Genomic DNA, 24,992 nt, shown 5'->3' on the forward strand with positions numbered 1-24,992 from the left:
GCGATTAACCATAGTAATACCGCTAATACGATAAAACCGATTGCAAAGCAGCCATTCACTTCCATTGGCTTCAAAAAGCTCGAAAGATATTGATGTAGCGTAATAAGTGCAAAAATACTTGCAATTAACCCCATCACACCGGCTACCGCTTTCAAAGCAATATTTTTAGGCGCTTGACTATTTTTAAGCCCTGCTTCCAATGCAAATGGAAGCAGGAGTTTGAATAAACGAGAAAACAAGATAAACCCTCTTAACGACGGCTAGCTAAGAAACCAATGATAAAGCTAATACCTGCAACGATAGCAACTGCTTGCAAAGGATTTTCACGTACTTTATCTGTCGCTGATTCAACAGTATCATCAAAACGCTCACGCGCACGATCATAATAATGTGCGCCATAATCTTGAGCATCTTCCCATAAATCCTGCGCACGATCGCTAAAGCAGTTGTAAGTACGACGTGCTTGCTGCTCTAATTTTGAGCTTTTATTTTCTGCCAGCTTACGAAGATTACGACCAATTTCAGCAAAATCTTTGCGTACGCTGTCGATATTTTGCTCTAAAGCTTCAATACGTTTGTCATCCATTTTTGACTCCATTTGGTTAAAAGGTATTTATTAAACTAACATATTTGTTTAAATAATATTATAACGATTGTTCATTTATTCGTATATCTATAGGTAAATTATAACGATTTTAGACCTTTGTAAAAAACATAAAATAGAAAAATTTCAATTTGTTAAATTTTGAAAACATATTAAAATCATAATGTTAATTTTTCTACTAGTAGTAAAAATTAGTATAAAACGGAATTTTGCAAAAGTCTCAATTTAGCTATTTTTCTGACCTAAATTTTCTAGCATTGCCATTTCTAGATCATCAAATCCAGCTTGTAATCTAGCTTCTATATTAAAAGGACCTTTAATTTTAGCGCGTAAGTAGCCTGATAATAATTGTTCAAAAGTTTCTCGATACGGCAATTCTCTTTCTGCACAACAATACTTAAACCAATGAGAACCAATCGCTACATGTCCATGTTCATCACGATAAATAATATCGAGTAATTTTGCTGTGCGAGCCTCGCCTACCGAACGCAGTTTTTCTTGAATTTGTGGCGTAACATCTAATCCTCTAGCTTCCATGACTCTTGGAACCAATGCCATTCGTACCATTACATCGTGTTCTGTTTCTACACAAGCTTCCCATAAGCCCGCATGCGCAGGGAAATCTCCATATTTAGCGCCTAATTGTTCTAACCGACTAGTTATTAAGCTAAAGTGGTAAGCCTCTTCTTTCGCAACTTTTAGCCAATCATGGGTAAATTGTTCCGGCATATTTTGAAAACGATAAGCGGCATCAAGTGCTAAATTGATAGCATTAAATTCAATATGAGCAACAGCATGTAGCATTGCTTGTAAGCCTTCTAGTGTTCCCATCCGACGACGTGGTACATCTTTAGGCGCGACCAATTTAGGGACAATCGGTCGTCCAGCATCGAGAACACTCAATATTTCCGTAGGTTCTCGGTGATATAATTTATCGCACCAACCGTAATAAAGCTGATAAGCCTCGCGTATTTTGTCTGCTGGATTTGACAACATTAAAGCATGATAAATAGCAGGATAAATATTTTCAGTACACATCTTTTTTCTCTGATTTTTTAGGACAGTTTAACAAATGAAACGAGGCTCAAGCTATTTTGCCGAGATTGATGCACATTTTTTGAAAGCGATTTATCATTCTTCTAAAGGCGCTATTCGTTTAGCCGTTTTACAGCGAGATTTAGCGCCTCTTCTACAAAATACACCGCCCCTTCAATTATTAGATATTGGTGGCGGAGCAGGTCAAATGGCGCTTTGGTGTGCAAAATTAGGTCATCATGTAACCGTTATTGATATTTCAGAACCTTTACTTCAAAAAGCCAAAGCCCTTGCTGCCAGCGAAAATCTTAGTCATCAAATATCTTTTCTACATGGTGATATTTTTACATTAGCAGAACAGTTAGAAGAAAATTCCTTTGATGGTGTGCTTTGTCATGCCGTATTAGAATGGATCGCTAATGGTACGGATTTATTCAATATTGCTCGTTCGGTTTTAAAAAACGAGGGATTTTTCTCTCTTATGTACTATAACCGAATAGCATTAGAGTTTACCCAACATGTTTTCGGTAATTTTGATTATGTGGATGCTAGTCTTGTCGCTAAAAAACGCGCCAAATTAACACCAGATTATCCACGAGAAATGCTTTGGGTAGAAACACAACTGTCTGATTTATCTCTCATCCAGCGCAGTGGTATTCGATGTTTTTATGATTATATGAAACCCAAAGATCGTGAAGTAAATTCGCTAGAAAATATTATTGCTCATGAACTTGCTCTCTCTAGTAGAGAAGAATTTTTCCCTGTCGCACGGTATCTCCACGAAATCCGTAAGAAAACCGCTTGACGCTTTCCCTAACAAACAGTAAGGTTAAGCATTCGCTTCGAGGCAGAGAGAGATTTCATGGCAAAAAGAAAACACAAGTTAAACGGCGCAGAGATGATTATTGAAGCGCTTAAAGCAGAACAAACAGAATATCTATTCGGCTATCCTGGTGGTGCTGTTCTTCATATTTATGATGCGCTTTATAAGCAAGATAGCATTACACATGTACTTGCCCGTCATGAGCAAGGTGCTGTTCATATGGCAGATGGATATGCGCGTGCAACTGGTAAAGTTGGCGTTGCATTGGTTACTTCTGGACCAGGACTAACCAATGCGGTTACTGGTATCGGAACCGCCTATGCAGATTCTATTCCAATGGTTGTCTTCTCCGGTCAGGTTCCTTCTGGATTGATTGGGAATGATGCATTTCAAGAAGTTGATGCAGTTGGTATTACGCGCCCTGTTGTAAAACACTCTTTTTTGGTTAAAGATATTCATAAACTTCCAGAAATTATTAAAAAAGCGTTTTACATTGCACGTTCAGGTCGCCCAGGTCCTGTTCTAATTGATGTTCCTAAAGATATTACTGCAGCAGAAGCGCCTTTTTATTATCCTGATGAAATCAATATTCCTTCTTATCAGCCAACCATTGAAGGACACGTTGGTCAGATTAAAAAGGCGATTAAACTTTTATTAAAAGCCAAGCAGCCTATGGTCTATACCGGCGGTGGTGTGGTTATTGATAATGCTTCAAATGAGCTAATAGCGCTCGTTCGTCAATTGCATTTACCAATTACCAATACTTTAATGGGTTTAGGTGCTTATCCTGCCAATGATTCTCAATTTGTCGGTATGCTTGGTATGCATGGAACCTATGAAGCTAATATGGCAATGCATCATTGTGATGTGTTATTTGCTGTTGGCGCACGTTTTGATGACCGCGTCACAGGAAATCTTGAGAAATTCTGCCCGAAAGCACAAATCATTCATATTGATATTGACCCTTCCTCTATTGCAAAGAATGTGAAAGTAGATATTCCAATCGTTGGTTCTGTTAAAAATGTGCTTACAGTGATGCTTGAGCAGTTAGCAAAAGAAAAAGCTGAACCTAAAGCTTTAGACGATTGGTGGGCGCAAATTGAAAAATGGCGAACAGTGAAGTGTTTAGATTTTCCACACACAGACGAAGTCATTAAACCTCAACGTGTGATTAAAACACTATATGAACTCACTGGCGGAAATGCCATTATTACCTCCGATGTCGGGCAGCATCAAATGTGGGCTGCGCAATATTTTGGTTTCCATGAACCGCGCCGTTGGATTAACTCTGGCGGGCTTGGCACCATGGGCTTTGGCTTTCCTGCTGCTTTAGGGGCGAAATTAGGTCGTCCAGAAGAAGACGTTTATTGCATCACTGGTGAAGGTTCTATCCAAATGATGTTACAAGAGCTCTCTACCGCTCGCCAATATAACATCGCGACCAAAATTATTTGCCTTAATAACGGCTACCTTGGTATGGTTCGTCAATGGCAAGAATTTTTCTATGATAAACGCTATTCGATGAGCTATATGGATAGCCTGCCCGACTTCGTCAAATTAGCTGAGGCGTATGGACATAGCGGTATTCGCATCGAAAAAGCGTCAGACTTAGAAGCTGGTTTAAAAGAAGTGATTAAACTTAAAGATAAAACTGTTTTTGTTGATATTCTGACCGACCCTACCGAAAACGTCTATCCAATGATTCCTTCTGGTGGTGGGCAAGCAGACATGCTGCTAGCTGGTCGTGACAAAATGCAATCCGTTTACAATGAAGGAATGGTATTAGTATGAGCCAAGAACGCCATATCGTTTCAATTTTAATGGCTAATGAAGCCGGTGCGCTTTCGCGTGTCGTTGGGCTTTTCTCCGCTCGCGGATTTAATATTGATAGCTTAAACGTCGCCCCTACCCAAGACCCTAAAGTGTCTCGCTTAACGCTGACTACCTTTAGCGACCGACAAATCATTGAACAAATCAATAAACAACTCAATAAGCTAGTAGATGTCATCAAGCTAGTAAATATTGAAGAACATGAGCTTATTGACCGCGATATGATGATGGTCAAAATTATTGCCGATGATAAGACGCGTGGCGATTTATTACAGCTAGCGGAAGTATTCCGTGCAAGAATTGTGGATATGCATCCAACAACACTTGTGATTGAAATTAGCGGTAGCCCTAGAAAATTAGATGCTTTCCTAAATATGCTTGATCACAAAAAAATCCGAGAAATGGCACGTACAGGCGTAACAGGCGTTGCGGTTACAGGCTCTGGCAAGTGTTTAGAACTTTAATCTTTTTAACCGACTTACTAACAGGGAGAATGCATGAAAGTATTTTATGATAAAGACGCAGATATGAGCGTATTACAAGGCAAAACCGTTGCTATTATTGGCTATGGTTCACAAGGACACGCTCACGCTAATAACCTAAACGACAGCGGTGTAAACGTTGTGGTTGGTTTGCGTAAAGGAGGAGCAAGTTGGGCAAAAGCAGAAAAAGCAGGCTTAACTGTCAAAGAAGTGAACGAAGCAGTCAAAGATGCAGATGTTGTTATGATTTTGCTTCCAGATGAAAACATCGCTGAAGTTTACAAACAAATTGAAAATGATATCAAAGAAGGCGCTGCTTTAGCTTTTGCACATGGTTTCAATGTGCATTATGGACAAGTGCAACCACGCGAAGACTTAGATGTCATCATGATTGCTCCTAAAGCACCAGGACATACTGTTCGTAGCACCTACCAAAATGGTGGCGGCGTTCCACACTTAATCGCTATTCATCAAGATAAGTCTGGTAAAGCACGTGATATTGCGCTTTCTTATGCTGTTGCAAATGGTGGTGGCAAAGCGGGTATTATCGAAACCTCATTCAAAGAAGAAACTGAAACTGACCTATTTGGTGAGCAAGCTGTTCTATGTGGTGGTGCAGTTGAGCTTATTAAAGCAGGATTTGAAACCTTAGTCGAAGCAGGTTATGCTCCTGAAATGGCATATTTTGAATGTTTGCATGAATTAAAACTTATTGTTGACCTTATCTACGAAGGTGGCATCGCAAATATGAATTACTCTATTTCTAATAACGCAGAATATGGTGAATATGTCACAGGTCCACGCGTAATCAACGAAGAAAGCCGTTGGGCAATGCAAGAATGCTTAGAAAATATTCAAAATGGAGAATATGCCAAATCATTTATTAGTGAATATAAAGTAGGCGCACCTTCAATGACTGCTCGTCGCCGTTTAAATGCTGAACATCCGATTGAGATTGTTGGTGAAAAACTCCGTGCAATGATGCCATGGATTAAAGCCAACGCATTAGTTGATAAAGATAAAAACTAATATTGTGCTATAAAAAATAGTCGCCAAAAGGCGGCTATTTATTTTTTGGTAGTGGTTTGAAAAGTATGCTAAACATACTCTTATAAAAAATACTTCTTTTAATATATTGATATTTAAATATTTAACTGCCATTGGATTATTTGATAATATTCCAGCATACTTTTCAAACCACTACCTATTTTTTAGACAAATGCGAAGCGTATTCAGAAGTTAGGATAAAAACATTGTAATGGCAAAAAATTAACTATGTTAACTTAAAGAAAGCGCAACTCTGCCATCAATAGGAAAAACCATGTCTATTTTCAGTAAACTTTTCAATCATCCATCTTCTTCACTTTTACCTTAGCAAGATTTTTGAAACCTACGAAAAATCGCTTAGAAACGAAGAATTTTCATCAGAAATTCAATGGGGAAAAAATATCAACACAACGCAAATTATGACGCATTTATCAATCGGCGATGTCACCACTTACCTTGATAATACCTATCAAGACTATCTAGCCAATCCCAAACAGATTACAGATATCATCAAAAATCACATTCAAGCACTCAAAGACCATCAGCAAATGGAAGCACCTTCTACAGAGCTATTTTTTCCATTGCTTGTTACCGAAGATTGGCTCTCTCAAGCACAAGCACAACTTACTGAAATACCAGAATATCAAGCTAATCAGGCATTAATAGAACTACCGCTAGTGGCTCCTAATGGACTAAAAACCGTTGGTATCTTTGATTATCCTAGTTCTATTGCATATGCCACTGAAAAACTTACTGAGCAATTTAAAACCATAGACGAAGCTATTGATGCAGGTATCAATAATCTTTATGACTACATCAATCAAAACGGTATCAACACCGCACAAATTGAAAACTATCCTATCTATCAACTCCAACTCAATGGCATATTTGATAGCGCACTGTGGTTTATTATTGACCAACTGATTCCCGTAATCAGCACAGAATTAACCCTAGAAAATACCCTTATCGCCATCCCTGCGAGAGATACTTTCTTAATTGCTCAGAAAGAGGATGCAGAAGCAATGGCATTCTTACAAACCTATGTACAAAACATTTTTGAAAATGCTACACACCCTATCAGCCCTACTCTATATAAAGCACCAAGCATATAATTTTAAAATTATTTATGAAAAAACTCGTTATTTTAATTGATGCAGACAACACCCCTGCGAAACAAGCGACAACTATCCTAGAAGAAATCGCCAGCTATGGGAATGCAAATGTTAAACGTATTTACGGCGATTGGAGCGGAACACCGCAAGGTTGGACAAAAGAAATCATTTTAAAAAATGGGCTAACGCCTGTTCAACAATTTGCCTATACAAAAGGCAAAGACGCGACTGATATGCAACTCATTATTGACGCAATGGATATGCTATATAGCAAGGCATTTGATGGTTTCTGTATCGTTTCATCCGATAGCGACTTTACTCCTCTTGCTGCTCGTATTCGTCAACAAGACCTGACTGTCTATGGCATTGGAAGAAAAACAGCGCCAGAAGCGTTTAAACAAGCTTGTGATAAATTTGTTTATTTAGAAAATCTTGAACCTGAAACGACCTCAATAACCATCAATAAAAACACTAATCATACAGATAATAAAGCCCCTAGCCCTGCTAACATTCCTCGGCAACCCATTAAAGGTGAATTGGAACAACTTTTACGGCGAGCCATTAATAGTTGTCTTGATGAAAATACTGGTTGGGCAAGCATTTCTGCCATTGGTTCCTACCTCTCACAAACCCAACCAGATTTTGACTCTCGTAGCTATGGCTATAGCAAACTATCCTCAATGATTAAATTACTGTCGGGTATTCATGTTGATACTACTGGTTCAACAATGCGTTGTCGTAAAATTCCCTATCGAGAATTTATTGTACTTCTACAAGAAGCCATGAATAAATTTAAAGATAAAAATGGCACCGCCTCTTTACAAACCTTAGAACAAGATCTTAGTCCAAGATTTGATTACCATTCTTATGGCTTTACAGACTTTGAAAACTTTTTAAAAACCGTTTATAACTTAACCATTCAAGATAATCGAGTTACCTTTCCCATCAAGCCTAGCTAATTTGCTCATTTATGAATACTTCTGCACTCATTATCCAACGCGCTAACTTTCTTGCCAAAATTCGTGCCTTTTTTGCGCATCGTCATATCTATGAAGTCGATACGTCATTACTAACCGCTTATGGGGTTACTGATGTCAATTTAACTTCTTTAACAGCAGATAACGGTTATCTAATTACTTCTCCAGAATACGCCATGAAAACATTACTCACCCGTGGTGCTCCTGATATTTATCAATTAAGCCATGTTTTCCGAGGAGAAGAACAAGGAAGAAAACATCGTAAAGAATTTATGCTTTTAGAGTGGTATCGATTAGATTTTACACATCAACAACTTATGCAAGAAGTTGGTGAGTTAATTCAATATCTTCTCAAGCCTAGAACTATTCATATTGACTTTATCAGCTACGCACAATGCTTTCAAGAAACGCTCTCTATTGATTTATTTCATATCAGCGATAACCAACTAAAAGAATTTTGTCATCAAAAAATCCCTGAAAGTCAGCAATGGCAGCTCGATAGAGATGGTTATACGGACTTGTTGTTCACGCATTTTATAGAACCTAATTTAGGAAAAAATAAATTGCAATTTATTACTGACTATCCGCCTAGCCAAGCAGCACTTGCAAAAATCATTGAAGATAAAAATGGACATTTAGTTGCTGCAAGATTTGAAGCCTATTTAGAGGGGTTAGAACTCTGTAATGGCTTTTATGAACTAAATCAGCCAGCAGAACAACGTGCGCGCTTTGAAGATGATAATCATCAAAGAAAGCAACTGGGTTTACCTAGCATGCCGATAGATGAGCCCTTTCTAAAAGCGTTAGAAAACGGTTTACCTGACTGCGCTGGTGTCGCAGTAGGAATAGATCGCCTATTTATGATTGCTTGTCAGGCAAATCACATAGAAGAAGTCATTTTTCTATAGCCAACTTCCAAAAAAAATGCATACAATATTAACTCAATATTCTCTTCTAAAACATAACGTTATCTCAAAGTACGACATGCATTTTTTGGGAAGCCTGCTATATGAATACAAAATTCGGTAGTGGTTTGAAAAGTATGCTAAACATACTCTTACAAAAAATATTTCTCATAATATATTGATATCTAAATGCTTAACTGCCATTGGATTATTTGATAATATTCCAGCATACTTTTCAAACCACTACCCAAAATTCTTATTTTCTCCCTAATGAAAAATAAAATCTCAATATGGATAACCAAACACAGCAAGATATCTTAGTCATCAACCAAATTCAGTTAGTCCTTGCAGAAAAACGAACCATTCTTTCCTTACTAAGAATTGGTATCGCTACCTTAATTTTGCCGCTATCTATTATTAGCTTTCTAATTGCCACTTCTAAATACTATGAAATCAATCATGTATGGTTATTATTGAGCATTGTTGGATGTATTAATCTAGCTTTGCTCGCTATCGCTTTTTACTTAATTTTTCATTCTATACATCGACTGAGAGATTATGACAAAATGATTGAAAACATAAAAAAAGTGCATAGTACGCTCAGTAATTTTATTAAAAATTAAACGCATCCTAAAATAAGCACTCTATATTTTGAAAAAATTATACTTTTAATACAATAGATTATTGTATTTTTTTATTAAAATTACGATTAAGGCTTAACAGCAAGTGAAAAATAGCGTATGATTGCCGCCTTTCTAAGGGCCTGTAGCTCAGTCGGTTAGAGCAGGCGACTCATAATCGCTTGGTCGGGGGTTCAAGTCCCTCCGGGCCTACCAAATTATTCTCAAATATCTATTAGGCTAAGCGAACAGTAATTCCCTTACTTGCTAAAAAAGCTTTTGCTTCTCCAACAGTATATTCACCAAAATGAAAAATACTCGCAGCTAAAACCGCATCTGCCTTCCCTTCTATAATCCCTTCTGCTAAGTGTTCAAGCGCACCTACCCCACCACTCGCAATAATAGGAACATCTACACGCTGGCTAATTTTGGATAGTAATTTATTGTCAAATCCAGATTTCGTACCATCTTTATCCATACTAGTTACTAAAAGCTCTCCAGCACCATAGCTCACCATTTTCTCCGCCCAAACAATAGCATCCAATTCTGTTTTGTTTCGCCCACCATGAGTAAAAATATGCCAATGATTTTCATCGGTTTGCTTAGCATCTATGGCAACAACAATACATTGATTCCCAAAATGCTCTGCCGCTTCCTTTACAAATTCAGGGTATTTAACAGCAGCACTATTAATCGCTACTTTATCCGCTCCTGCATTAAGCAAATTGCGAATATCTTGTAGCGTTCGAACGCCTCCGCCAACGGTTAATGGAATGAAAATATTTCCCGCAACTTCTTCTACCATCTTCAGCGTTGTTTCTCTAGCATCTGACGTTGCCGTAATATCAAGAAAGGTAATTTCATCTGCACCTTGATCGTTATATCTTTTTGCGGCTTCAACAGGATCACCAGCATCACGAATATTAATAAAATTCGTTCCTTTTACTACACGACCATTATCAACATCCAAACAAGGAATAATCCGTTTTGCTAAAGCCATTTCTTATCCTCTTCTTACTTTATCATCAACCAATAATCTATAAATTTATCCAACCAAGCACTGATTTCTGGTGTGTAATTTTCATAATCTCTAAGCTGCATTGGCACCGTCTGTGCACCAGGACCTGCTAATTCTTCTGGATCACGTTCATGCCAATGACGAATTTGTTCTAGTGTTGCTTCAGGATGAAACTGGAAGCCATAAGCCCTTTCTGCAATTCTAAATGCTTGGTTAGGATAAAGGTCGCTTGCTGCGAGTTTTATCGCATTTTCTGGAATCGTAAATCCTTCGTTATGCCATTGGAAAAATTTTTCTGGTGCATCTGCAAAGATTTCCATAAAGCCATCTACAGTGGGATATAAATTATAATAACCAATTTCTACATATTGCTCATGGTGTCGAGTAATTTCTCCACCAAATGCTCTTGCTAATAACTGAGCACCTAAACAAATTCCTAAATAAGGTTTACCACTTTCCACATATTGACGAATCCACCTTAATTCTTCTTTTAGTGGTTTACAAACGGTATTACAATCATTAACGCTCATTTTTCCGCCAAAAACGACTACTGCCTCGTATGCATGAATATCTGTTGGTAAAGCCTCACCACATAAATGGCAACAACGTTCTAGCTGATACCCTTTTAACTGAAGTTTTTCTCCGATTAAACCTGTATGTCCATTAGGATTATGGAGTAAGAATAAAATACGTTTCGACATATTCATCACTTTTCAAAAGAACTATCATGCCTTATCACACATTAACTAACCATTCGGTTTAGTTATAGCCTTATTACCAAGTCTTTTTAAGAAGATAAGGGGTTACTCACACCGGGCGGACGATTATACGCATTTCTATGCCGAATACATCTTCTCTCTAACAAGGCATCTATCATATTTTTGCCAGCAATCAGTAATCCATAACAAATAAAGGCGCCAGCAGGTAAAGCTGCGAGAATTATTCCCATATCAATTTTTACAACTTGAATTTCCCAATTTTTAGCGATTGAACCGAATAAAATATCCGCACCTGAGAATAAAGTCCCATTTGCCAAAACTTCTCTCATCGCACCAAGCATAAGCAAAACTAAGGCAAATCCCAATCCCATCACCACGCCATCTAATAAAGCATATTTGATTGGATTTTTAACGGCATAAGCTTCAGCACGTGCAATAATGGCACAGTTTGTCACAATCAATGGAAGATAAATTCCCAAACTCTGATACAGTGGATAAAGATAACCTTCTATAAGAAGCTGGCAAAGCGTTACCGCACTAGCAATCAATAATACAAAAACCGGAATACGAATTTCTGGTTTTAACCATTGTTTAGTACCTGAAACTAATACATTTGACAATCCCATTACAAAAATAGTCGCCAATCCCAAGCCTAAAGCGTTAACCACCGTATTCGAGACTGCCAATAAAGGGCATAATCCTAAAATCTGTACTAAAGCTGGATTATTACTCCATAATCCATTATTAATGAGTTTTTTTGCTTCTTCATTCATGAGATTTATGCTCTTCTTGCCAGTCTTTCAATACCTGTCCAACTAAATTAACAACTGCACGTGGCGTAATCGTTGCGCCTGTAAAAGCATCAAAATCACCGCCATCTTTTTTGACTAAGAATTTTTTGCTGTTCAAACTCTGATGCTTAAAACTTTCTATCCAGTCAGATTTATTAGCATCAATCTTATCTCCTAAACCGGGAGTTTCTTGATGAGACAATACCCGCACACCGATAAGCGTACGATTGTCTGGCGCAATGGCAATTAACAAGGTGATATTACCATTGTACCCCTTATCGGTATGTGCCTTAATAAAGGTCGCAATTAGCTTGTCATTATATTGAATGGGATAAATTTCAACTGGTAACTGATTGAGTAAAACCTTTTTAGGATGCTTAAACTGTTCTACCTCTAATTTTTCATTAGGTAACAGCGCTTGAAACTGTGCAAGTAAGGCCTTTTCTTGTTGTGCTTTTATACTAGGAGAAACGAGAAAATAAACACTGCTCAATGCCAATAAACAAACGGTAGCGAATATACCGAGTCGCTGCATTGATAAGAAAATAAAGTGGGATGCATTTTTAGTCATTTAATTATCATACGCTGCTTATCTTTTTCTGGCTAGTTTTAGAAAATATTACGCTTTTTAAGTAACTAATTTCTTTGATATATTTAAGAATATATCATAAAAAACAGAAAAGTTTCATATCATTTTCGTCCACATTTGTTGATGCCATTTAGCATTAAATTAAATAAATTTGCCATTTATGGTAATCATTTATCACAAACACATTGCAAAATATAATAATTTGTTTATGATTTCCTCATAAATTGACAACGTCAATTTTATAAAGCTTTTCAATAAACCAATCAATTAGGAGTAAGCATGAGTGTTGCCGTTTTAATCACAACACACGGTCATGCAGCCGAACCTTTGCGCAAAACAGCGGAAATGATTATCGGTGAGCAAGAAAACTTAGTCTGCCTAGAATTTGTCCCCGGTGAAAATGGAGAAGTTCTTGCGCAAAAAATGCGTGATGCTTTAAATACCTTAGATACCGCTAATGGCGTACTCTTTTTAGTTGACTTATGGGGTGGAACTCCCTTCAATGCCGCCTCAAAAGTTAGTAGTGAAATTGAACGCGCGGATGTTGTTACTGGCGTTAACATCCCAATGTTAGTTGAAACACTAATGGCAAGAGATGATACTGATGATTTAAAAGAATTAGTAAACACCGCTTTACAATCTGGCGCTGAAGGGGTTAAAGCTTTAAATACTCAAGCTACCCCCACAGTATCTACACAGAAAACAGCTGAATCTAAGCCAATAGTGAGTCAAAATTCATCTAATGAAAACTTTGATGAAAATGACCCTGAGATTATTAAACTACGTGAAGAAGAATCTAAGCAAGTAAAAGATGGACCTCATATGGCACTTGGCTTATTGCGTATTGATGATCGTCTTATTCATGGACAAGTTGCCACACGTTGGACAAAAGAAACAGAGGTTAATCGAATTATTGTTGTTAATGACGATGTCGCTAAAGACAAAATGCGTACTACGATGCTTAAACAAGCGGTTCCCAATGGGGTAACCGCACACACTGTTAGCATTGACAAAATGATTCGTGTTTTTAATAACCCTGAATATGCAAATGATCGTGTAATGCTACTTTTCACGAACGCGACAGATGTATTGCGTCTTTTTGAGCGCGGAATGCCAATTAAATCTGTAAACATTGGCGGTATGGCTTATAAAGAAGGTCGAACAATGTTAGATATGTCAGTATCTGTCAATGATGATGACGTTAAAGCTTTTGAAAAACTTAATGAAGCTGGCGTAGAATTAGAAGTGAGAAAAGTTTCTAATGACAATAAAGTCAATATTATGAACCTACTCAAAGATAAATATTATCGGAAAAATTAAGGAAAAAATTTATGGATATTAATATTATTCAGCTTATTTTACTTTTCGTCGTAGCTTTTCTCGCTGGAATGGAAGGCGTACTAGATGAGTTTCAATTTCACCAACCTATTGTTGCTTGTACATTGGTAGGATTAGTTTTAGGTGATTTAAAAACTGGTATTATTTTAGGCGGAACTCTACAGCTAATCGCACTTGGTTGGATGAACATTGGCGCAGCAATTGCACCAGATGCCGCTTTAGCTTCTATTGTCTCCGCTATTTTGGTCATTGCTGGAAAGCAAGATATCAATACAGGTATTGCGCTTGCTATTCCATTAGCAACAGCTGGTACGCTTTTAACTGTTTTAATTCGTACTATTACGGTTGCAATCCAACATATGGCAGATAAATCTGTAGAAGATGGTAGTCTTTCACGTATCACTAGATTACATTTGAGCGCACTAATGCTACAAGGTTTACGCATTGCAGTGCCTGCAATACTTGTTGCACTTGCTGTTAATACAACTGGTGTGCAAGACGCGTTAGAAAAAATTCCTCAATGGGTTGTTGATGGCTTAAAAGTTGGCGGTGGTATTATCGTAGTTGTTGGTTATGCAATGGTTATCAATATGATTCGCGCACCCGGTATGATGATGTTTTTTATTGTAGGTTTTGTTATTGCAGCGTTTCTCAAATTCAACCTAATTGGTTTTGGAGTCATTGGATTTGCCATTGCTTATTTTTATATTCGCTTACACCCCAAATACTATCAGGGCTTAAATCAAACTATACCAACAGCTAATCGCGCTAGTAAGCTAGATAACCAATTAGATTAAGGAGCAAACCATGGAACAAACAACTGATTTAAATAAAACCTCTATGCAAGCTGTCAAGCTGACTCAGAGCGATTTTAACGCCGCATTCATCCGCTCTAATTTCTTACAAGCATCATGGAACTTTGAACGGATGCAAGCCTTAGGCTACTGCTTTCAAATGGTACCTATTATCAAGCGTCTTTATCCTGATCAAAATTCTCCAGAACGTAAAGCTGCTATTAAGCGTCATTTAGAGTTTTATAATACTCATCCCTATATGACTGCACCTATTTTAGGTGTCAATCTAGCAATGGAAGAAGAACGTGCTAATGGTGCAGATATTGATGATGCTGCAATTAACGGAATGAAAGTGGGCTTGATGGGGCCATTAGCAGGCGTTGGTGACCCTATTTTTTGGGCAACTGTGCGCCCTGTATTAGGAGCTTTAGGTGCTAGCTTTGCGCTTTCTGGTAGTATTGTAGGACCGCTACTTTTCTTTATTGGTTTTAACCTCATCCGTCTTGCTATGCGCTTTTACACCATGAAAATCGGTTACCGTGAAGGTTTAAATATTGTTGGTAATATGGGGGGCGGTCTGTTACAAAAGCTCACCGAAGGTGCCTCTATTATGGGGCTATTCATTATGGGAGTTCTTGTTAACCAATGGACACATATCAACATTCCGCTCAAAATAGGGCAAGATACTGAAATTCAGCAATTAGTTGATGGTGTAATGACTACTCAAGTTAACGTTGCGCCGACTGTGCAACAAATTCTAGACCAGCTAATGCCTGGTCTAGCGGCATTAGGTTGTACATGGGCATGTATGGCGCTTCTAAAACGCGGTATCAATGCACTATGGCTAATTTTAGGTATTTTTGTTATCGGCTTAATTGGCTATAAATACGGTATTCTTGGTTTATAAGCCTTTCAACTCTTTATCGCCCCTCTAATTTTTAGAGGGGTTCTTTTTTAGGAGAGAAAATGTTTTGGGTAAATATCCTTATTTGGTTAATTGCTCTTGTCTATTTAATCTATTTATTATCAGAAAAATTTTATTTACCAGATATGGTTGAACCAACATTGGTAAAACCCGCACTTAGACGTCGATTAGCAGATTCTCTAATGATTTTTGGCGCAACTCTATACGGTATCTATACTGCGCTTACAAATCAGCAATACACTTCCTTGCTAGCACCATTAACTATATTAGCGATTACTCTGCTTATTTTGATGATTAGACACCCTAAATGGCATTTAAAAGAAAATGGATTTGTTTACTATTTTCGCTATGTTCCTTATAGTGCAATCACTCATATGCAGTTAGCACAAAACGGAGTTTTACTAATTACACTTAACAATGGTGGAAAAATTCCAATTGCATTTGCTAACATTGCAGCAGTCGAAACCGCTGCAAACTTTTTTACCAATGAAAAACAGCTAGAGAATGTAATCAAATCATAATTTATCATTTCTAATAAAAATTAAGTTTTTATTTGCTAAACTTGATTACTAGCAATTACCCAACGAGCACTATCAGTTTGTAACTGTAAGTGCTCACCAGCAGGAATTAAAACCGCCGCACCTTTTTCTTTTAAGACAAGCGCGTTTTCCTTAGCTTGAATAGATAATTCTCCCTCTAAAAGCAAGAGAATACCGACTTGTTCAGCAGAGTAAATTTGTTGGGTTGATTGAGAAAATTGATAATCAACCAATGTAAAGTCATCAACAGAAAAAGCATATTCTTTAACGTTTTCATTTTCTGCCATTGCGGAAACAATTACTGGCTCAATTGATTCAACTTTAATAATATTCAATAACTCATCAATAGCAACATACTTTGGCGTTAATCCCGCTCTTAATACATTATCTGAAGCCGCCATCAACTCAATATTTTGTCCACGCAAATAAGCATGAGGCAAGCGTGCAATCTGAAAAATGCCTTCCCCTTTTTTCAGTTGAACAATATTAAATAAATAAAAACAAAGTAAACCGGCATCTAAAGTTTCAGCCGTCATCTCCATTGCTTCAAAAGCATAGCGTAGCCAATAATCTGGATTTAATAAATCTTGTGTTTCAACTTGTTCAATGACAGGCATTAGCCATTCTTGCAAAGTTTCTACATGAGTTTTCATCAGTTTGGCATAAACTTCCGCTAATGGCTGCTCATTGAGCATTGAGACAACAGGCTTTAGACTAGGATGACGAGCAAGTCTTTGCCGTGCAACCTCTACCGTTGTAAACCCATGTAATAACCAAAAGTCAGATAACGCAATCATCATTTCTGGCTTATGATTATCATCACGATACAAACGGTCAGTAGCAGATAAAGGTTTCCCTTCTTGTTCTTCTTTCGCATAACCAGCTTCTGCCTGCGCTTTGTTAGGATGGACTTGTATCGAAAGCGGTAACCGCACATCTAATAATTTCAATAAAAACGGTAAATGCTCACCATAACGCGTCTTAGAAGCTGGAGTTAATATGTCTAAATGCGATTTTAACCATTGATTTAACGGTTTTCCCTCAATCAAAGAAGGGGCATTTGGATGATTGCCATACCAAAGCTCCGCTAAAGGAGCTTCTTTATCTTTGATAACCGCCCCAGCGAGATACTCTTTTAAAAAGTGATACCCACCCCATGCGTATGGTTGGATAGCAGCCGTTAGTGGATAAATCATAATCGCTCCTAATGAATAAAAGATTGCCCAATCACATAGACACTTAATGCCGTAAAAATACTAATCATTGGCTGACGATAAAAATGCTCTAAGCCCGCCAATATCGATAATGCCAACAGACTAACCAAAATTTGAGCAGGCGATTGCCAATATAAATTTATCACACAATATCCTGCCAAAATTCCCATAATTCCTGAAGGCATCGTTGTCCCTAGAAAACGGAAAATATTCTGATAGCGTTTAGCCATCTTAATCAAAATAAAGGGAAACAGACGTAGAAAAAAAGTAATCCCAGCGCACAAAAAAATCATAAAAATAATATAACTTTTAGCCATTATTTTCATCCATTGGCAGAACTTGTTGACGAGGCAAACCAAGCAATAAAACCGTTAACACGCTAATCGCTATTAACAATAATTGATTTTTATCTACCCCAAAAAGATAAACGGCTATCAATCCGCATACCATTCCTATGGCTCCTAATAGCATGGCAGGGCGCCGAGAGCGGTGATAATAATGATTTTGCGCCAATACAACAAACACCCCACATAAAGCAAAATCAAATCCCACGATTTCCACAGGAATAAACGCACCAATTAAAATTCCGATTAACGTCCCAAAAACCCAATAAATCTGCAATAACATCAGCGCAATCGTAATTTTACGATAATCTTTATCACGCTTTAATTGCTCAACTAACGAAAATCCTTCATCTGTTAACGCAAAGACGCTATACAAAAATGCCAAAGGATGATGACGATAAAGCACGCTAGGAAAAGATAAGCCATAGAAAATATGGCGCAGATTAACCGCCAAAGCAGCAACGAAGACCGTTTCCCAATTGGCTTGCACGACCAACAATCCAATTAGTAAAAATTGCATTGACCCCGCATATAAAAAGACACTTGCTAATAATGCGCCCCAAGCAGGCAACCCAGCTTGCATCCAAGCTACTGCAAATGCGATTGCCAAAGGAACATATCCCAACAACAAAGGTAAAGTTAAACGAAACAGACTCAAGAAATACTATCTCTATAAAATCTATACTTTAACACGCGCCTTTCTATTAAGCTATAATGCGCAACTTTTACACGTGCGACGAGTTTAGTTTCATGCAAAGCAATATCCGCAATTTTTCTATTATTGCCCATATCGACCATGGTAAATCCACTTTATCTGACCGTTTTATCCAATACTGCGGCGGTTTATCCGAACGTGAAATGGCGGCACAAGTATTGGATTCTATGGATATTGAACGAGAACGTGGAATAACCATTAAAGCGCAATCCGTTTCACTAAATTACACGGCGCAAGACGGACAAGTGTATCAGCTCAATTTTATTGATACGCCGGGACATGTAGATTTTTCTTACGAAGTTTCTCGTTCTCTCTATGCTTGCGAGGGCGCATTATTGGTGGTAGATGCTGCGCAAGGCGTGGAAGCACAATCGGTAGCGAACTGCTACACCGCTATTGAGCAAGACTTAGAAGTGCTTCCTGTGCTGAATAAAATAGACCTACCCTCTGCTGAACCAGAACGCGTCAAACAAGAAATTGAAGATATTATTGGACTAGATACCAGCGAAACGCTTAATGTTTCAGCAAAAACAGGCGTAGGCGTGCCAGAACTACTCGAACAAATTGTCGCAAAAATTCCACCACCACAAGGTAATCCCGATGCGCCAACTAAAGCATTAATTATCGATTCTTGGTTTGATGCGTATGTTGGCGTGGTTACCTTAGTACGCGTCTTTGACGGTGAATTACGCGTCAAACAAAAAATGAAAGTGATGAGCACTGGCGATGACCATATTATTACCAAATTAGGTATTTTCACGCCCAAGCCTGTTGATAGAGAAGTTTTACGCGCAGGAGAAGTTGGTTTCGTCATTTCTTCTATCAAGGATATTAACGGCGCACCTGTTGGCGATACATTAACTGATGCTCAAAATCCGACTGCCGAACGCTTACCAGGCTTTAAGCAAGTTCAGCCACGCGTATTTGCAGGACTCTTTCCGGTAGAATCAGATGATTATGAAGATTTACGCGATGCGTTATCTAAACTCGCACTCAATGATGCCTCATTATTTTATGAACCAGAAACCTCGCAAGCGCTAGGATTTGGTTTCCGCTGTGGTTTCTTAGGAATGCTTCACATGGAAATCATCCAAGAACGACTTGAAAGAGAGTACGACTTAGACCTGATTACTACCGCGCCTACCGTGATTTATGAAGTCCTTACCACCGATGGTGAAACGCTTCACATTGACAACCCTAGCAAACTCCCACCAACAAACTACATTGAAGAAATCCGCGAACCTATCATTATTGCGAATATTCTTTTACCACAAGAATACGTTGGTGCCGTGATGGGACTGTGTATTGAAAAACGCGGCGTGCAAAAAGATATGCAATTTGCAGGCAGCCAAGTACAGCTCCGCTTTGAAATGCCGATGAGCGAAGTCGTTCTAGACTTTTTTGACCGCTTAAAATCCGTTTCTAGAGGCTTTGCTTCTTTTGATTATGAATTCTTACGCTTTGATGCAGCAAACCTTGTTCGCTTAGATGTGTTAATCAACGGCGATAAAGTCGATTCCTTATCCATCATTGTTCATCGTGAACAAGCACAATATCGTGGACGAGAACTCGTTGAACGAATGAAAGACCTTATTCCTAGACAAATGTTTGAAGTCGCTATTCAAGCGGCTATTGGCTCATCTATCATTGCACGTTCAACCGTAAAAGCCTTGCGTAAAAACGTATTGGCAAAATGCTATGGTGGCGATGTCTCACGAAAACGTAAATTGCTTGAAAAACAAAAAGCCGGTAAAAAGCGCATGAAACAAGTCGGTAGCGTAGAAATTCCGCAAGAAGCGTTTCTTGCGGTTCTCAAAGCCGATACCGGCAAAAATGACTAACTTCAGGACTTTCTTATGCAAACCCTAATGGAATACTTTGAGTTCATTCTTACAATTGCGGTCATTATCTGTTTAATTTTCTATGTTATTGATGGCAGAAGCTATCGCAAAGAGCGCAATCGGCTTTATAAAGTCTTTAAAACGCAAACAGAAACCGATGAAGACCGTAATCTTTATGGAATGCGTCTCATTGAAGCACAACAAAACGGGGTAAAAAAACGCTTGCGTACCACCCTTCTTTCCGCAAATACCAAGCTCAATACCCGCAAACCGCTAGATGCCAAAGAACTTTATTGGGCAACCCATCCCGTTTACCCTAAAGAAAAATTTATAGAATTCTTTGGTGGAATGTTTTGGATATTGTTTATTATTTGGATAGTTCGTTCCTTTTTATGGGAACCGTTCCAAATTCCATCAGCTTCAATGGAACCAACGCTACAAAAAGGCGATTTTATCCTCGTTGACAAATATCGTTATGGTTTGCGCCTTCCTATTTCGCATACAAAAATCTTACCGCTTGGCACAGTAAAACGCGGAGATGTTGCAGTATTTCGTTACCCGAAAAACCCTAAGATTGCTTACATTAAAAGAATTATTGCCCTTCCCGGTGATGAAGTCATCATTAAAGACGGTACGTTTGTTATCAATGGACATCCTTTGATGCTAACTTCTTTAAACCAACCTCGCTTTGGACATGAAGATAAAAGCCAAAAATACGATGTCTATAAAGAAAACATCGACGGAAAAGAGCATCTTACGCAGTTTACACAAAATTCTGCTTACCGCGTGAACGCAGCACTTGCGCAACTTAACAGACAACCTTTCCAACTCCCAGAAGGCGTTGCCTTTATCGTACCTGAAAACGAATATCTTGCGATTGGTGATAATCGTGACGCTAGTGCAGATAGTCGATTCTGGGGATTTGTACCAGATGCTAACTTAGTCGGTAAAGCGACTCGCATTTGGATGAACAGTGATTGCATTCTTCTTCGTGGACAATGTAATCGTATTGGTAAAAAAATAGAATAATGAAACCAACAGATTGGCAAACCCTACAAAAAAAACTCAATTATCGATTTACAAATTTGGCATTGCTTAAACAAGCACTCACCCATAGAAGTCATTCCATCACTCATAATGAGCGACTTGAATATCTAGGGGATGCCCTATTAGAAACGATTATCAGCATTGAGCTATATCGTCGTCATCCCCAAGCGCCGGAAGGGAATTTAACACGCTTACGCGCCGCAATTGTCAAAGGCAGCAACTTAGCCAAAATTGCCAAACAATTAGCGCTTGGCGAATACCTACAATTAGGAGATGGGGAGCGAAAAAGTGGCGGCTCTCGACGCGAAACCATACTCGCAGATGCCGTTGAAGCGATTATTGCGGCTGTTTACTTAGATAGTGATTTTGCGCTGTGCGAAAGCTTTACCCTTGCCCTATTTGAACAAAACTTAGAAGCTTTGCCCGATGCTGAGGCACTTAAAGATGCCAAAACACGCTTACAAGAATATTTACAAGGACGCGGACTCCCTTTACCTATCTACACCTTAGAAAAAGAAAGCGGTCCAGAGCATAATCGTAAATTTACCGTTTCAGCCAGCAGCGAAAACTATCGTAGCGAAGCCACCGCAACCAATCGAAAAAAAGCGGAACAGGCTGCGGCTGAATCCCTTCTCCTTCATTACCGGAAATCTTAATGACTAAAGCTGGATATATTGCTGTTGTTGGACGCCCCAACGTTGGTAAATCAACCCTAATCAATCATCTTTTAGGACAAAAAATTGCTATTACCAGTCGTAAACCGCAAACCACTCGTCATGCCTTAATGGGCATTTATACTGACCAAGAAACGCAAATTGTTTTTATCGATACGCCCGGCATTCATAGCGATGCTAAAAAAGCCATCAATCGACAAATGAACCGAGCCGCATGGCAATCAATGGATTACGTTGATGCAGTGATTCAAGTGAGCGAAGTGGGACATTGGACAGAAGATGACCAGCGCGTTGCCGATGGAATTGCTAAATTAGCCATTCCAAAAATTCAAGTCATCAATAAAATTGATAAACTCAAAGACCCTTCTACCTTACTGCCTGAATTAGAAAAAATGTTTGCGCGTGGCGAATGGACGGCGATTGTCCCAGTTTCTGCACAAAAATCGCAAAACTTGGATTCTCTCCTTACCACCTTAACTGCTCAGCTACCTGAACAGCCATGGATTTTTCCTGAAGATCAAATCACCACGGCAGGAATGCGCTTTATGGCAGCTGAAGTTGTCCGCGAAAAACTCTTTCGCTACCTTCATCAGGAAGTCCCTTATGAGCTAGGCGTTATCATTGAGCGTTATCAAGAAGATGATAACATCGTCTTTATTGATGCCACCATTATGGTAGAGCGAGATAGCCAAAAAGGCATTATTATCGGAAAAGGCGGGCAAACGCTCAAAGCGGTTGGAAAATCCGCACGTGAAGACCTAGAAAAAATTCTAGGCAAAAAAGTAATGCTCAAAACCTTTGTCAAAGTCAAAAATAACTGGCGAGATAATGACCAAATCATTCAAAGCATGGGACATGGGAACGACACTACCATTGACTAATCATCAAACCAACCGCTCATCATGAAAAAATCTTCTGCAGATAAAATTGTTAATCGTCGCTTAAACCAAAATAAAAAAAATGCTTTTAAGCTCTATCGCTTAATTCTGTGGCTAAAAAAACCTAGCAATACTCTTTGGGTAACGCCAACTTTAGGAGGCGTATTTGCGGTAATTTTTGCACTTATCGCAAAATTCGGTAGTTTTTTATTACCTAGTGCTATTTTGCCAGATATTAGCATTGATATTGTTGAAAGCTTACTAGACGTTATCTCCAATACGATGCTGGCTGTTAGTACCTTTTCACTATCTATCATGGTGAGTGCATTTGCAGCAGCCTCAAATGGTGCCACACCAAGAGCAACCTCTCTTGTAATGGCTGATGATAATACCCGTATTGCTATTGCAAGCTTTATTAGTGCTTTTATCTATGCAGTCATTGGAAAAATTGCACTTGGACTAGATTACTACACCCAAAATGGGCGATTTATTCTCTTTATTTCAACCATTTTGGTACTCATCTATGTCATTATTACGCTCATCCGCTGGGTACACACCCTCTCAACACTAGGGCGTTTAGATAATACAATTAGTAAAATTTATGATGCCACCAAACAAGCATTAGCCAAATGGTTAGCAGATCCTCAATTTGGCATTAGTGGAGACGCACCTGATAGAGAGCATGATGCGCAATATCACTCTGCTAGCACTGGCTATATTGCCCATATCTACTTTTCTGGGCTAAATAAAATTGCGAAAGAAAATAATTTACATATTCGTTTAAACGTTCGCCCTGGACATTTCACCTATCTTCACGACCCTATTGCCAATATTTGGGGAGAAACTAACGAATATATCTTAGAAGAAATTGGGAACTGCTTTGTTATTGAACCCAATCGAAGCTATATGCAAGATCCACGATTTGGATTATTAGTCATGAGTGAGGTTGCGCAAAGAGCGCTTTCCCCAGCTGTTAATGACCCTGGAACAGCACTAACGATTATCAATAATCTTTCAACAATTCTGACAGATACGCAACCTGAAGAACAAAAAGAAGATTATCCTCATCTATCTTTAGGACAAGCCAACTATACAGACCTTATTCGTCAACCTTTCGACCCTATTGCTAGAGACGGTGCTGGTAATTATGAAGTGCAAATTCGGTTGATGAAAGCACTTGCCTCTATCGCGCATATTCGTAGTGAGCTAGCACTTGCCTGTGAAAAACAAGCCTATCGGGCGCTAGAATATGCCAGTGCTTTACCGATTGATAGCGATAAAGAAACCTTAGCACGTTTGACTCAACATTTATTCCCGAAAGAGGAAGAGAAGCAAGATTTCGAACCTTACTAAGTTCTCAAAGCTAATTGCATATTTAATCTATGCAACTAGCACATAAACTATACAGCTTATTTAAATAAGACGTTCTTTCAACAAAATCAATGACGTTTTTCTCAAATAAATTTCTTCCATTGATAACCTTGCTTGAGATTGCCAATGCTCCTCAAGCGTATCTACTAGCAATGTAGCATATACTCGCTTCAATCCTTTAAGCGCTTTTAAAGCACTTAGCAGGGCTCTTTTATCCCCTATTCTATTTAGCACATCTTGATACGGTGTTACCACAAGCGGCAATACATGAGCCGTTAAGTGCTGATAAATCTTTTCACGCTCAATCGATAAAACCTTTGGTTCTAGTATTGTCGCAAATGGATTATCAACTGGAGGACTACTATATGAGGCTACCGTTGCAATAATATAGTCAAATCAGCTAAAAAACAGAACGTTATCTACCGCCAGAATGGCTAGATAAGGGCTATAGGATGTTTTGTTTTTTAGCTGATCGCACTATATTTTCTATTTCCAAAGCCAAATCTTGATACGACTGCGTTCTTTCTAAAGATAAATACGCTGAATAATATAAAGCTATAGTGCAATCATCTAAAACCCAACCCAATCCAAAGCAGATAAAAGAATAAAGTATCAATACAATCCATCCTCCATTCTTTGCGTATTTGCTTAATCCAAGCCCACATCTTTTCAATGGGATTTAAGTCTGGACTATAAGGGGGTAACCAAACTATCTCATGCCCATGCTCTTCAATGATTGCTTGAATATCACTGCGTTTAT

General features: G+C 38.5%; 29 protein-coding genes and 1 tRNA gene. 18 read left to right on the forward strand and 12 right to left on the reverse strand.

Going from position 1 to position 24,992, the window contains the following annotated elements:
* The 3 genes from A5N85_RS05720 to A5N85_RS05730 form a co-directional block, all read right to left on the reverse strand.
* The coding region (locus A5N85_RS05720; protein WP_143143197.1) for a hypothetical protein at positions 1 to 239 on the reverse strand (239 nt) is incomplete at its 3' end.
* 11 nt (positions 240 to 250) lie between these two features.
* Entirely contained in the window at positions 251 to 586 is a 336-nt protein-coding gene (locus tag A5N85_RS05725; protein WP_072576374.1) for an ElaB/YgaM/YqjD family protein, read from the reverse strand.
* Positions 587 to 829: 243 nt separating this feature from the next.
* The gene (locus tag A5N85_RS05730) at positions 830 to 1,642 is read right to left on the reverse strand and encodes a ferritin-like domain-containing protein (protein ID WP_211268086.1); all 813 of its coding nucleotides are present in this window, start codon (positions 1,640 to 1,642) and stop codon (positions 830 to 832) included.
* Positions 1,643 to 1,676: 34 nt separating this feature from the next.
* On the opposite strand from A5N85_RS05730, the gene A5N85_RS05735 reads away from it, so the two are divergent.
* The 9 genes from A5N85_RS05735 (at position 1,677) to A5N85_RS05775 (ending at position 9,651) form a co-directional block, all read left to right on the forward strand.
* Positions 1,677 to 2,444: a methyltransferase domain-containing protein gene (locus tag A5N85_RS05735; RefSeq protein WP_072576375.1), complete on the forward strand. Its 768-nt coding sequence runs from the start codon at positions 1,677 to 1,679 to the stop codon at positions 2,442 to 2,444.
* A gap of 57 nt (positions 2,445 to 2,501) precedes the next feature.
* On the forward strand, positions 2,502 to 4,253 hold the full coding sequence (gene ilvB, locus A5N85_RS05740) for a biosynthetic-type acetolactate synthase large subunit (RefSeq protein ID WP_072576376.1): 1,752 nt from the start codon (positions 2,502 to 2,504) through the stop codon (positions 4,251 to 4,253).
* Positions 4,250 to 4,756, forward strand: a complete 507-nt coding sequence (gene ilvN, locus A5N85_RS05745) for an acetolactate synthase small subunit (protein ID WP_072576377.1) — start codon at positions 4,250 to 4,252, stop codon at positions 4,754 to 4,756. The genes ilvB and ilvN overlap by 4 nt, the downstream gene beginning before the upstream one ends.
* Positions 4,757 to 4,789: 33 nt before the next feature.
* Complete coding sequence (gene ilvC / locus A5N85_RS05750; protein WP_072576378.1) at positions 4,790 to 5,803, forward strand: ketol-acid reductoisomerase; 1,014 nt, start codon at positions 4,790 to 4,792, stop codon at positions 5,801 to 5,803.
* Positions 5,804 to 6,240: 437 nt separating this feature from the next.
* Positions 6,241 to 6,933, forward strand: a complete 693-nt coding sequence (locus A5N85_RS05755; protein WP_072576379.1) for a DUF1444 domain-containing protein — start codon at positions 6,241 to 6,243, stop codon at positions 6,931 to 6,933.
* Between the two features lie 14 nt (positions 6,934 to 6,947).
* A complete protein-coding gene (locus A5N85_RS05760; protein ID WP_072576380.1) occupies positions 6,948 to 7,892 on the forward strand; it encodes an NYN domain-containing protein in 945 nt (314 codons plus the stop codon).
* 11 nt (positions 7,893 to 7,903) lie between these two features.
* Positions 7,904 to 8,818, forward strand: coding sequence for an EF-P lysine aminoacylase EpmA (gene epmA / locus A5N85_RS05765; protein ID WP_072576381.1), 915 nt, complete (start codon positions 7,904 to 7,906; stop codon positions 8,816 to 8,818).
* Between the two features lie 287 nt (positions 8,819 to 9,105).
* Positions 9,106 to 9,438 (forward strand): hypothetical protein, encoded by a 333-nt coding sequence (locus A5N85_RS05770; RefSeq protein ID WP_072576382.1) that lies wholly within the window; start codon positions 9,106 to 9,108, stop codon positions 9,436 to 9,438.
* Positions 9,439 to 9,574: 136 nt separating this feature from the next.
* Positions 9,575 to 9,651: transfer RNA gene (locus A5N85_RS05775), tRNA-Ile, on the forward strand.
* Between the two features lie 19 nt (positions 9,652 to 9,670).
* On the opposite strand, the gene hisF is transcribed toward A5N85_RS05775, so the two are convergent.
* The 4 genes from hisF to A5N85_RS05795 form a co-directional block, all read right to left on the reverse strand.
* The gene (gene hisF, locus A5N85_RS05780) at positions 9,671 to 10,435 is read right to left on the reverse strand and encodes an imidazole glycerol phosphate synthase subunit HisF (protein ID WP_072576383.1); all 765 of its coding nucleotides are present in this window, start codon (positions 10,433 to 10,435) and stop codon (positions 9,671 to 9,673) included.
* Positions 10,436 to 10,449: 14 nt separating this feature from the next.
* Positions 10,450 to 11,154 (reverse strand): glutamine amidotransferase-related protein, encoded by a 705-nt coding sequence (locus A5N85_RS05785; RefSeq protein WP_245935994.1) that lies wholly within the window; start codon positions 11,152 to 11,154, stop codon positions 10,450 to 10,452.
* Positions 11,155 to 11,240: 86 nt separating this feature from the next.
* Positions 11,241 to 11,945 (reverse strand): electron transport complex subunit E, encoded by a 705-nt coding sequence (locus A5N85_RS05790; protein ID WP_072576385.1) that lies wholly within the window; start codon positions 11,943 to 11,945, stop codon positions 11,241 to 11,243.
* Positions 11,938 to 12,534, reverse strand: a complete 597-nt coding sequence (locus A5N85_RS05795; protein ID WP_084601664.1) for an RnfABCDGE type electron transport complex subunit G — start codon at positions 12,532 to 12,534, stop codon at positions 11,938 to 11,940. Before A5N85_RS05795 ends, A5N85_RS05790 begins: the two co-directional genes overlap by 8 nt.
* 297 nt (positions 12,535 to 12,831) lie before the next feature.
* Here A5N85_RS05795 and manX point away from each other — a divergent pair, with 297 nt between their 5' ends.
* The 4 genes from manX to A5N85_RS05815 are packed head-to-tail and all read left to right on the forward strand — an operon-like array spanning position 12,832 to position 16,130.
* Positions 12,832 to 13,872 carry a PTS mannose transporter subunit IIAB gene (gene manX, locus A5N85_RS05800; RefSeq protein WP_072576386.1) on the forward strand — a complete coding sequence of 347 codons (1,041 nt, stop codon included), beginning with the start codon at positions 12,832 to 12,834 and terminating at the stop codon, positions 13,870 to 13,872.
* Positions 13,873 to 13,883: 11 nt separating this feature from the next.
* Complete coding sequence (locus A5N85_RS05805) at positions 13,884 to 14,687, forward strand: PTS mannose/fructose/sorbose transporter subunit IIC (protein ID WP_072576387.1); 804 nt, start codon at positions 13,884 to 13,886, stop codon at positions 14,685 to 14,687.
* A 10-nt stretch (positions 14,688 to 14,697) separates the two neighbouring features.
* Positions 14,698 to 15,591 carry a PTS mannose transporter subunit IID gene (gene manZ, locus A5N85_RS05810; RefSeq protein WP_072576388.1) on the forward strand — a complete coding sequence of 298 codons (894 nt, stop codon included), beginning with the start codon at positions 14,698 to 14,700 and terminating at the stop codon, positions 15,589 to 15,591.
* A 59-nt stretch (positions 15,592 to 15,650) separates the two neighbouring features.
* Positions 15,651 to 16,130, forward strand: a complete 480-nt coding sequence (locus tag A5N85_RS05815; RefSeq protein ID WP_072576389.1) for a DUF986 family protein — start codon at positions 15,651 to 15,653, stop codon at positions 16,128 to 16,130.
* A 35-nt stretch (positions 16,131 to 16,165) separates the two neighbouring features.
* Here the strand turns inward: A5N85_RS05815 and manA are convergent, their stop codons facing one another.
* From manA to A5N85_RS05830, 3 genes are read right to left on the reverse strand one after another with little or no spacing between them, the layout of a single operon-like run.
* Entirely contained in the window at positions 16,166 to 17,344 is a 1,179-nt protein-coding gene (gene manA, locus A5N85_RS05820) for a mannose-6-phosphate isomerase, class I (protein ID WP_072576390.1), read from the reverse strand.
* A gap of 8 nt (positions 17,345 to 17,352) precedes the next feature.
* Positions 17,353 to 17,688 (reverse strand): AzlD domain-containing protein, encoded by a 336-nt coding sequence (locus A5N85_RS05825; protein WP_084601665.1) that lies wholly within the window; start codon positions 17,686 to 17,688, stop codon positions 17,353 to 17,355.
* Complete coding sequence (locus tag A5N85_RS05830; RefSeq protein ID WP_072576392.1) at positions 17,672 to 18,364, reverse strand: AzlC family ABC transporter permease; 693 nt, start codon at positions 18,362 to 18,364, stop codon at positions 17,672 to 17,674. The genes A5N85_RS05825 and A5N85_RS05830 overlap by 17 nt, the downstream gene beginning before the upstream one ends.
* Positions 18,365 to 18,456: 92 nt before the next feature.
* Here A5N85_RS05830 and lepA point away from each other — a divergent pair, with 92 nt between their 5' ends.
* Genes lepA through A5N85_RS05855 form a run of 5 tightly spaced genes read left to right on the forward strand, consistent with a single transcriptional unit; the run spans position 18,457 to position 24,214 of the window.
* A complete protein-coding gene (gene lepA / locus A5N85_RS05835) occupies positions 18,457 to 20,262 on the forward strand; it encodes a translation elongation factor 4 (protein WP_072576393.1) in 1,806 nt (601 codons plus the stop codon).
* Between the two features lie 15 nt (positions 20,263 to 20,277).
* Positions 20,278 to 21,291 (forward strand): signal peptidase I, encoded by a 1,014-nt coding sequence (gene lepB / locus A5N85_RS05840; RefSeq protein ID WP_072576394.1) that lies wholly within the window; start codon positions 20,278 to 20,280, stop codon positions 21,289 to 21,291.
* Positions 21,291 to 21,965 (forward strand): ribonuclease III, encoded by a 675-nt coding sequence (gene rnc, locus A5N85_RS05845; protein WP_072576395.1) that lies wholly within the window; start codon positions 21,291 to 21,293, stop codon positions 21,963 to 21,965. The genes lepB and rnc overlap by 1 nt, the downstream gene beginning before the upstream one ends.
* Entirely contained in the window at positions 21,965 to 22,864 is a 900-nt protein-coding gene (gene era, locus A5N85_RS05850) for a GTPase Era (RefSeq protein ID WP_072576396.1), read from the forward strand. The genes rnc and era overlap by 1 nt, the downstream gene beginning before the upstream one ends.
* Before the next feature lie 21 nt (positions 22,865 to 22,885).
* Positions 22,886 to 24,214, forward strand: coding sequence for a DUF2254 domain-containing protein (locus A5N85_RS05855; RefSeq protein WP_084601666.1), 1,329 nt, complete (start codon positions 22,886 to 22,888; stop codon positions 24,212 to 24,214).
* A 60-nt stretch (positions 24,215 to 24,274) separates the two neighbouring features.
* Here A5N85_RS05855 and A5N85_RS15055 read toward each other — a convergent pair whose 3' ends face one another.
* On the reverse strand, positions 24,275 to 24,496 hold the full coding sequence (locus tag A5N85_RS15055; RefSeq protein ID WP_115306020.1) for a hypothetical protein: 222 nt from the start codon (positions 24,494 to 24,496) through the stop codon (positions 24,275 to 24,277).
* A 302-nt stretch (positions 24,497 to 24,798) separates the two neighbouring features.
* A partial coding sequence (locus A5N85_RS05860) for a transposase (protein ID WP_249023932.1) occupies positions 24,799 to 24,992 on the reverse strand: 194 nt, incomplete at its 5' end.

Source organism: Suttonella ornithocola, assembly GCF_001889065.1.
In the GTDB taxonomy this organism is placed as follows: domain Bacteria; phylum Pseudomonadota; class Gammaproteobacteria; order Cardiobacteriales; family Cardiobacteriaceae; genus Suttonella_A; species Suttonella_A ornithocola.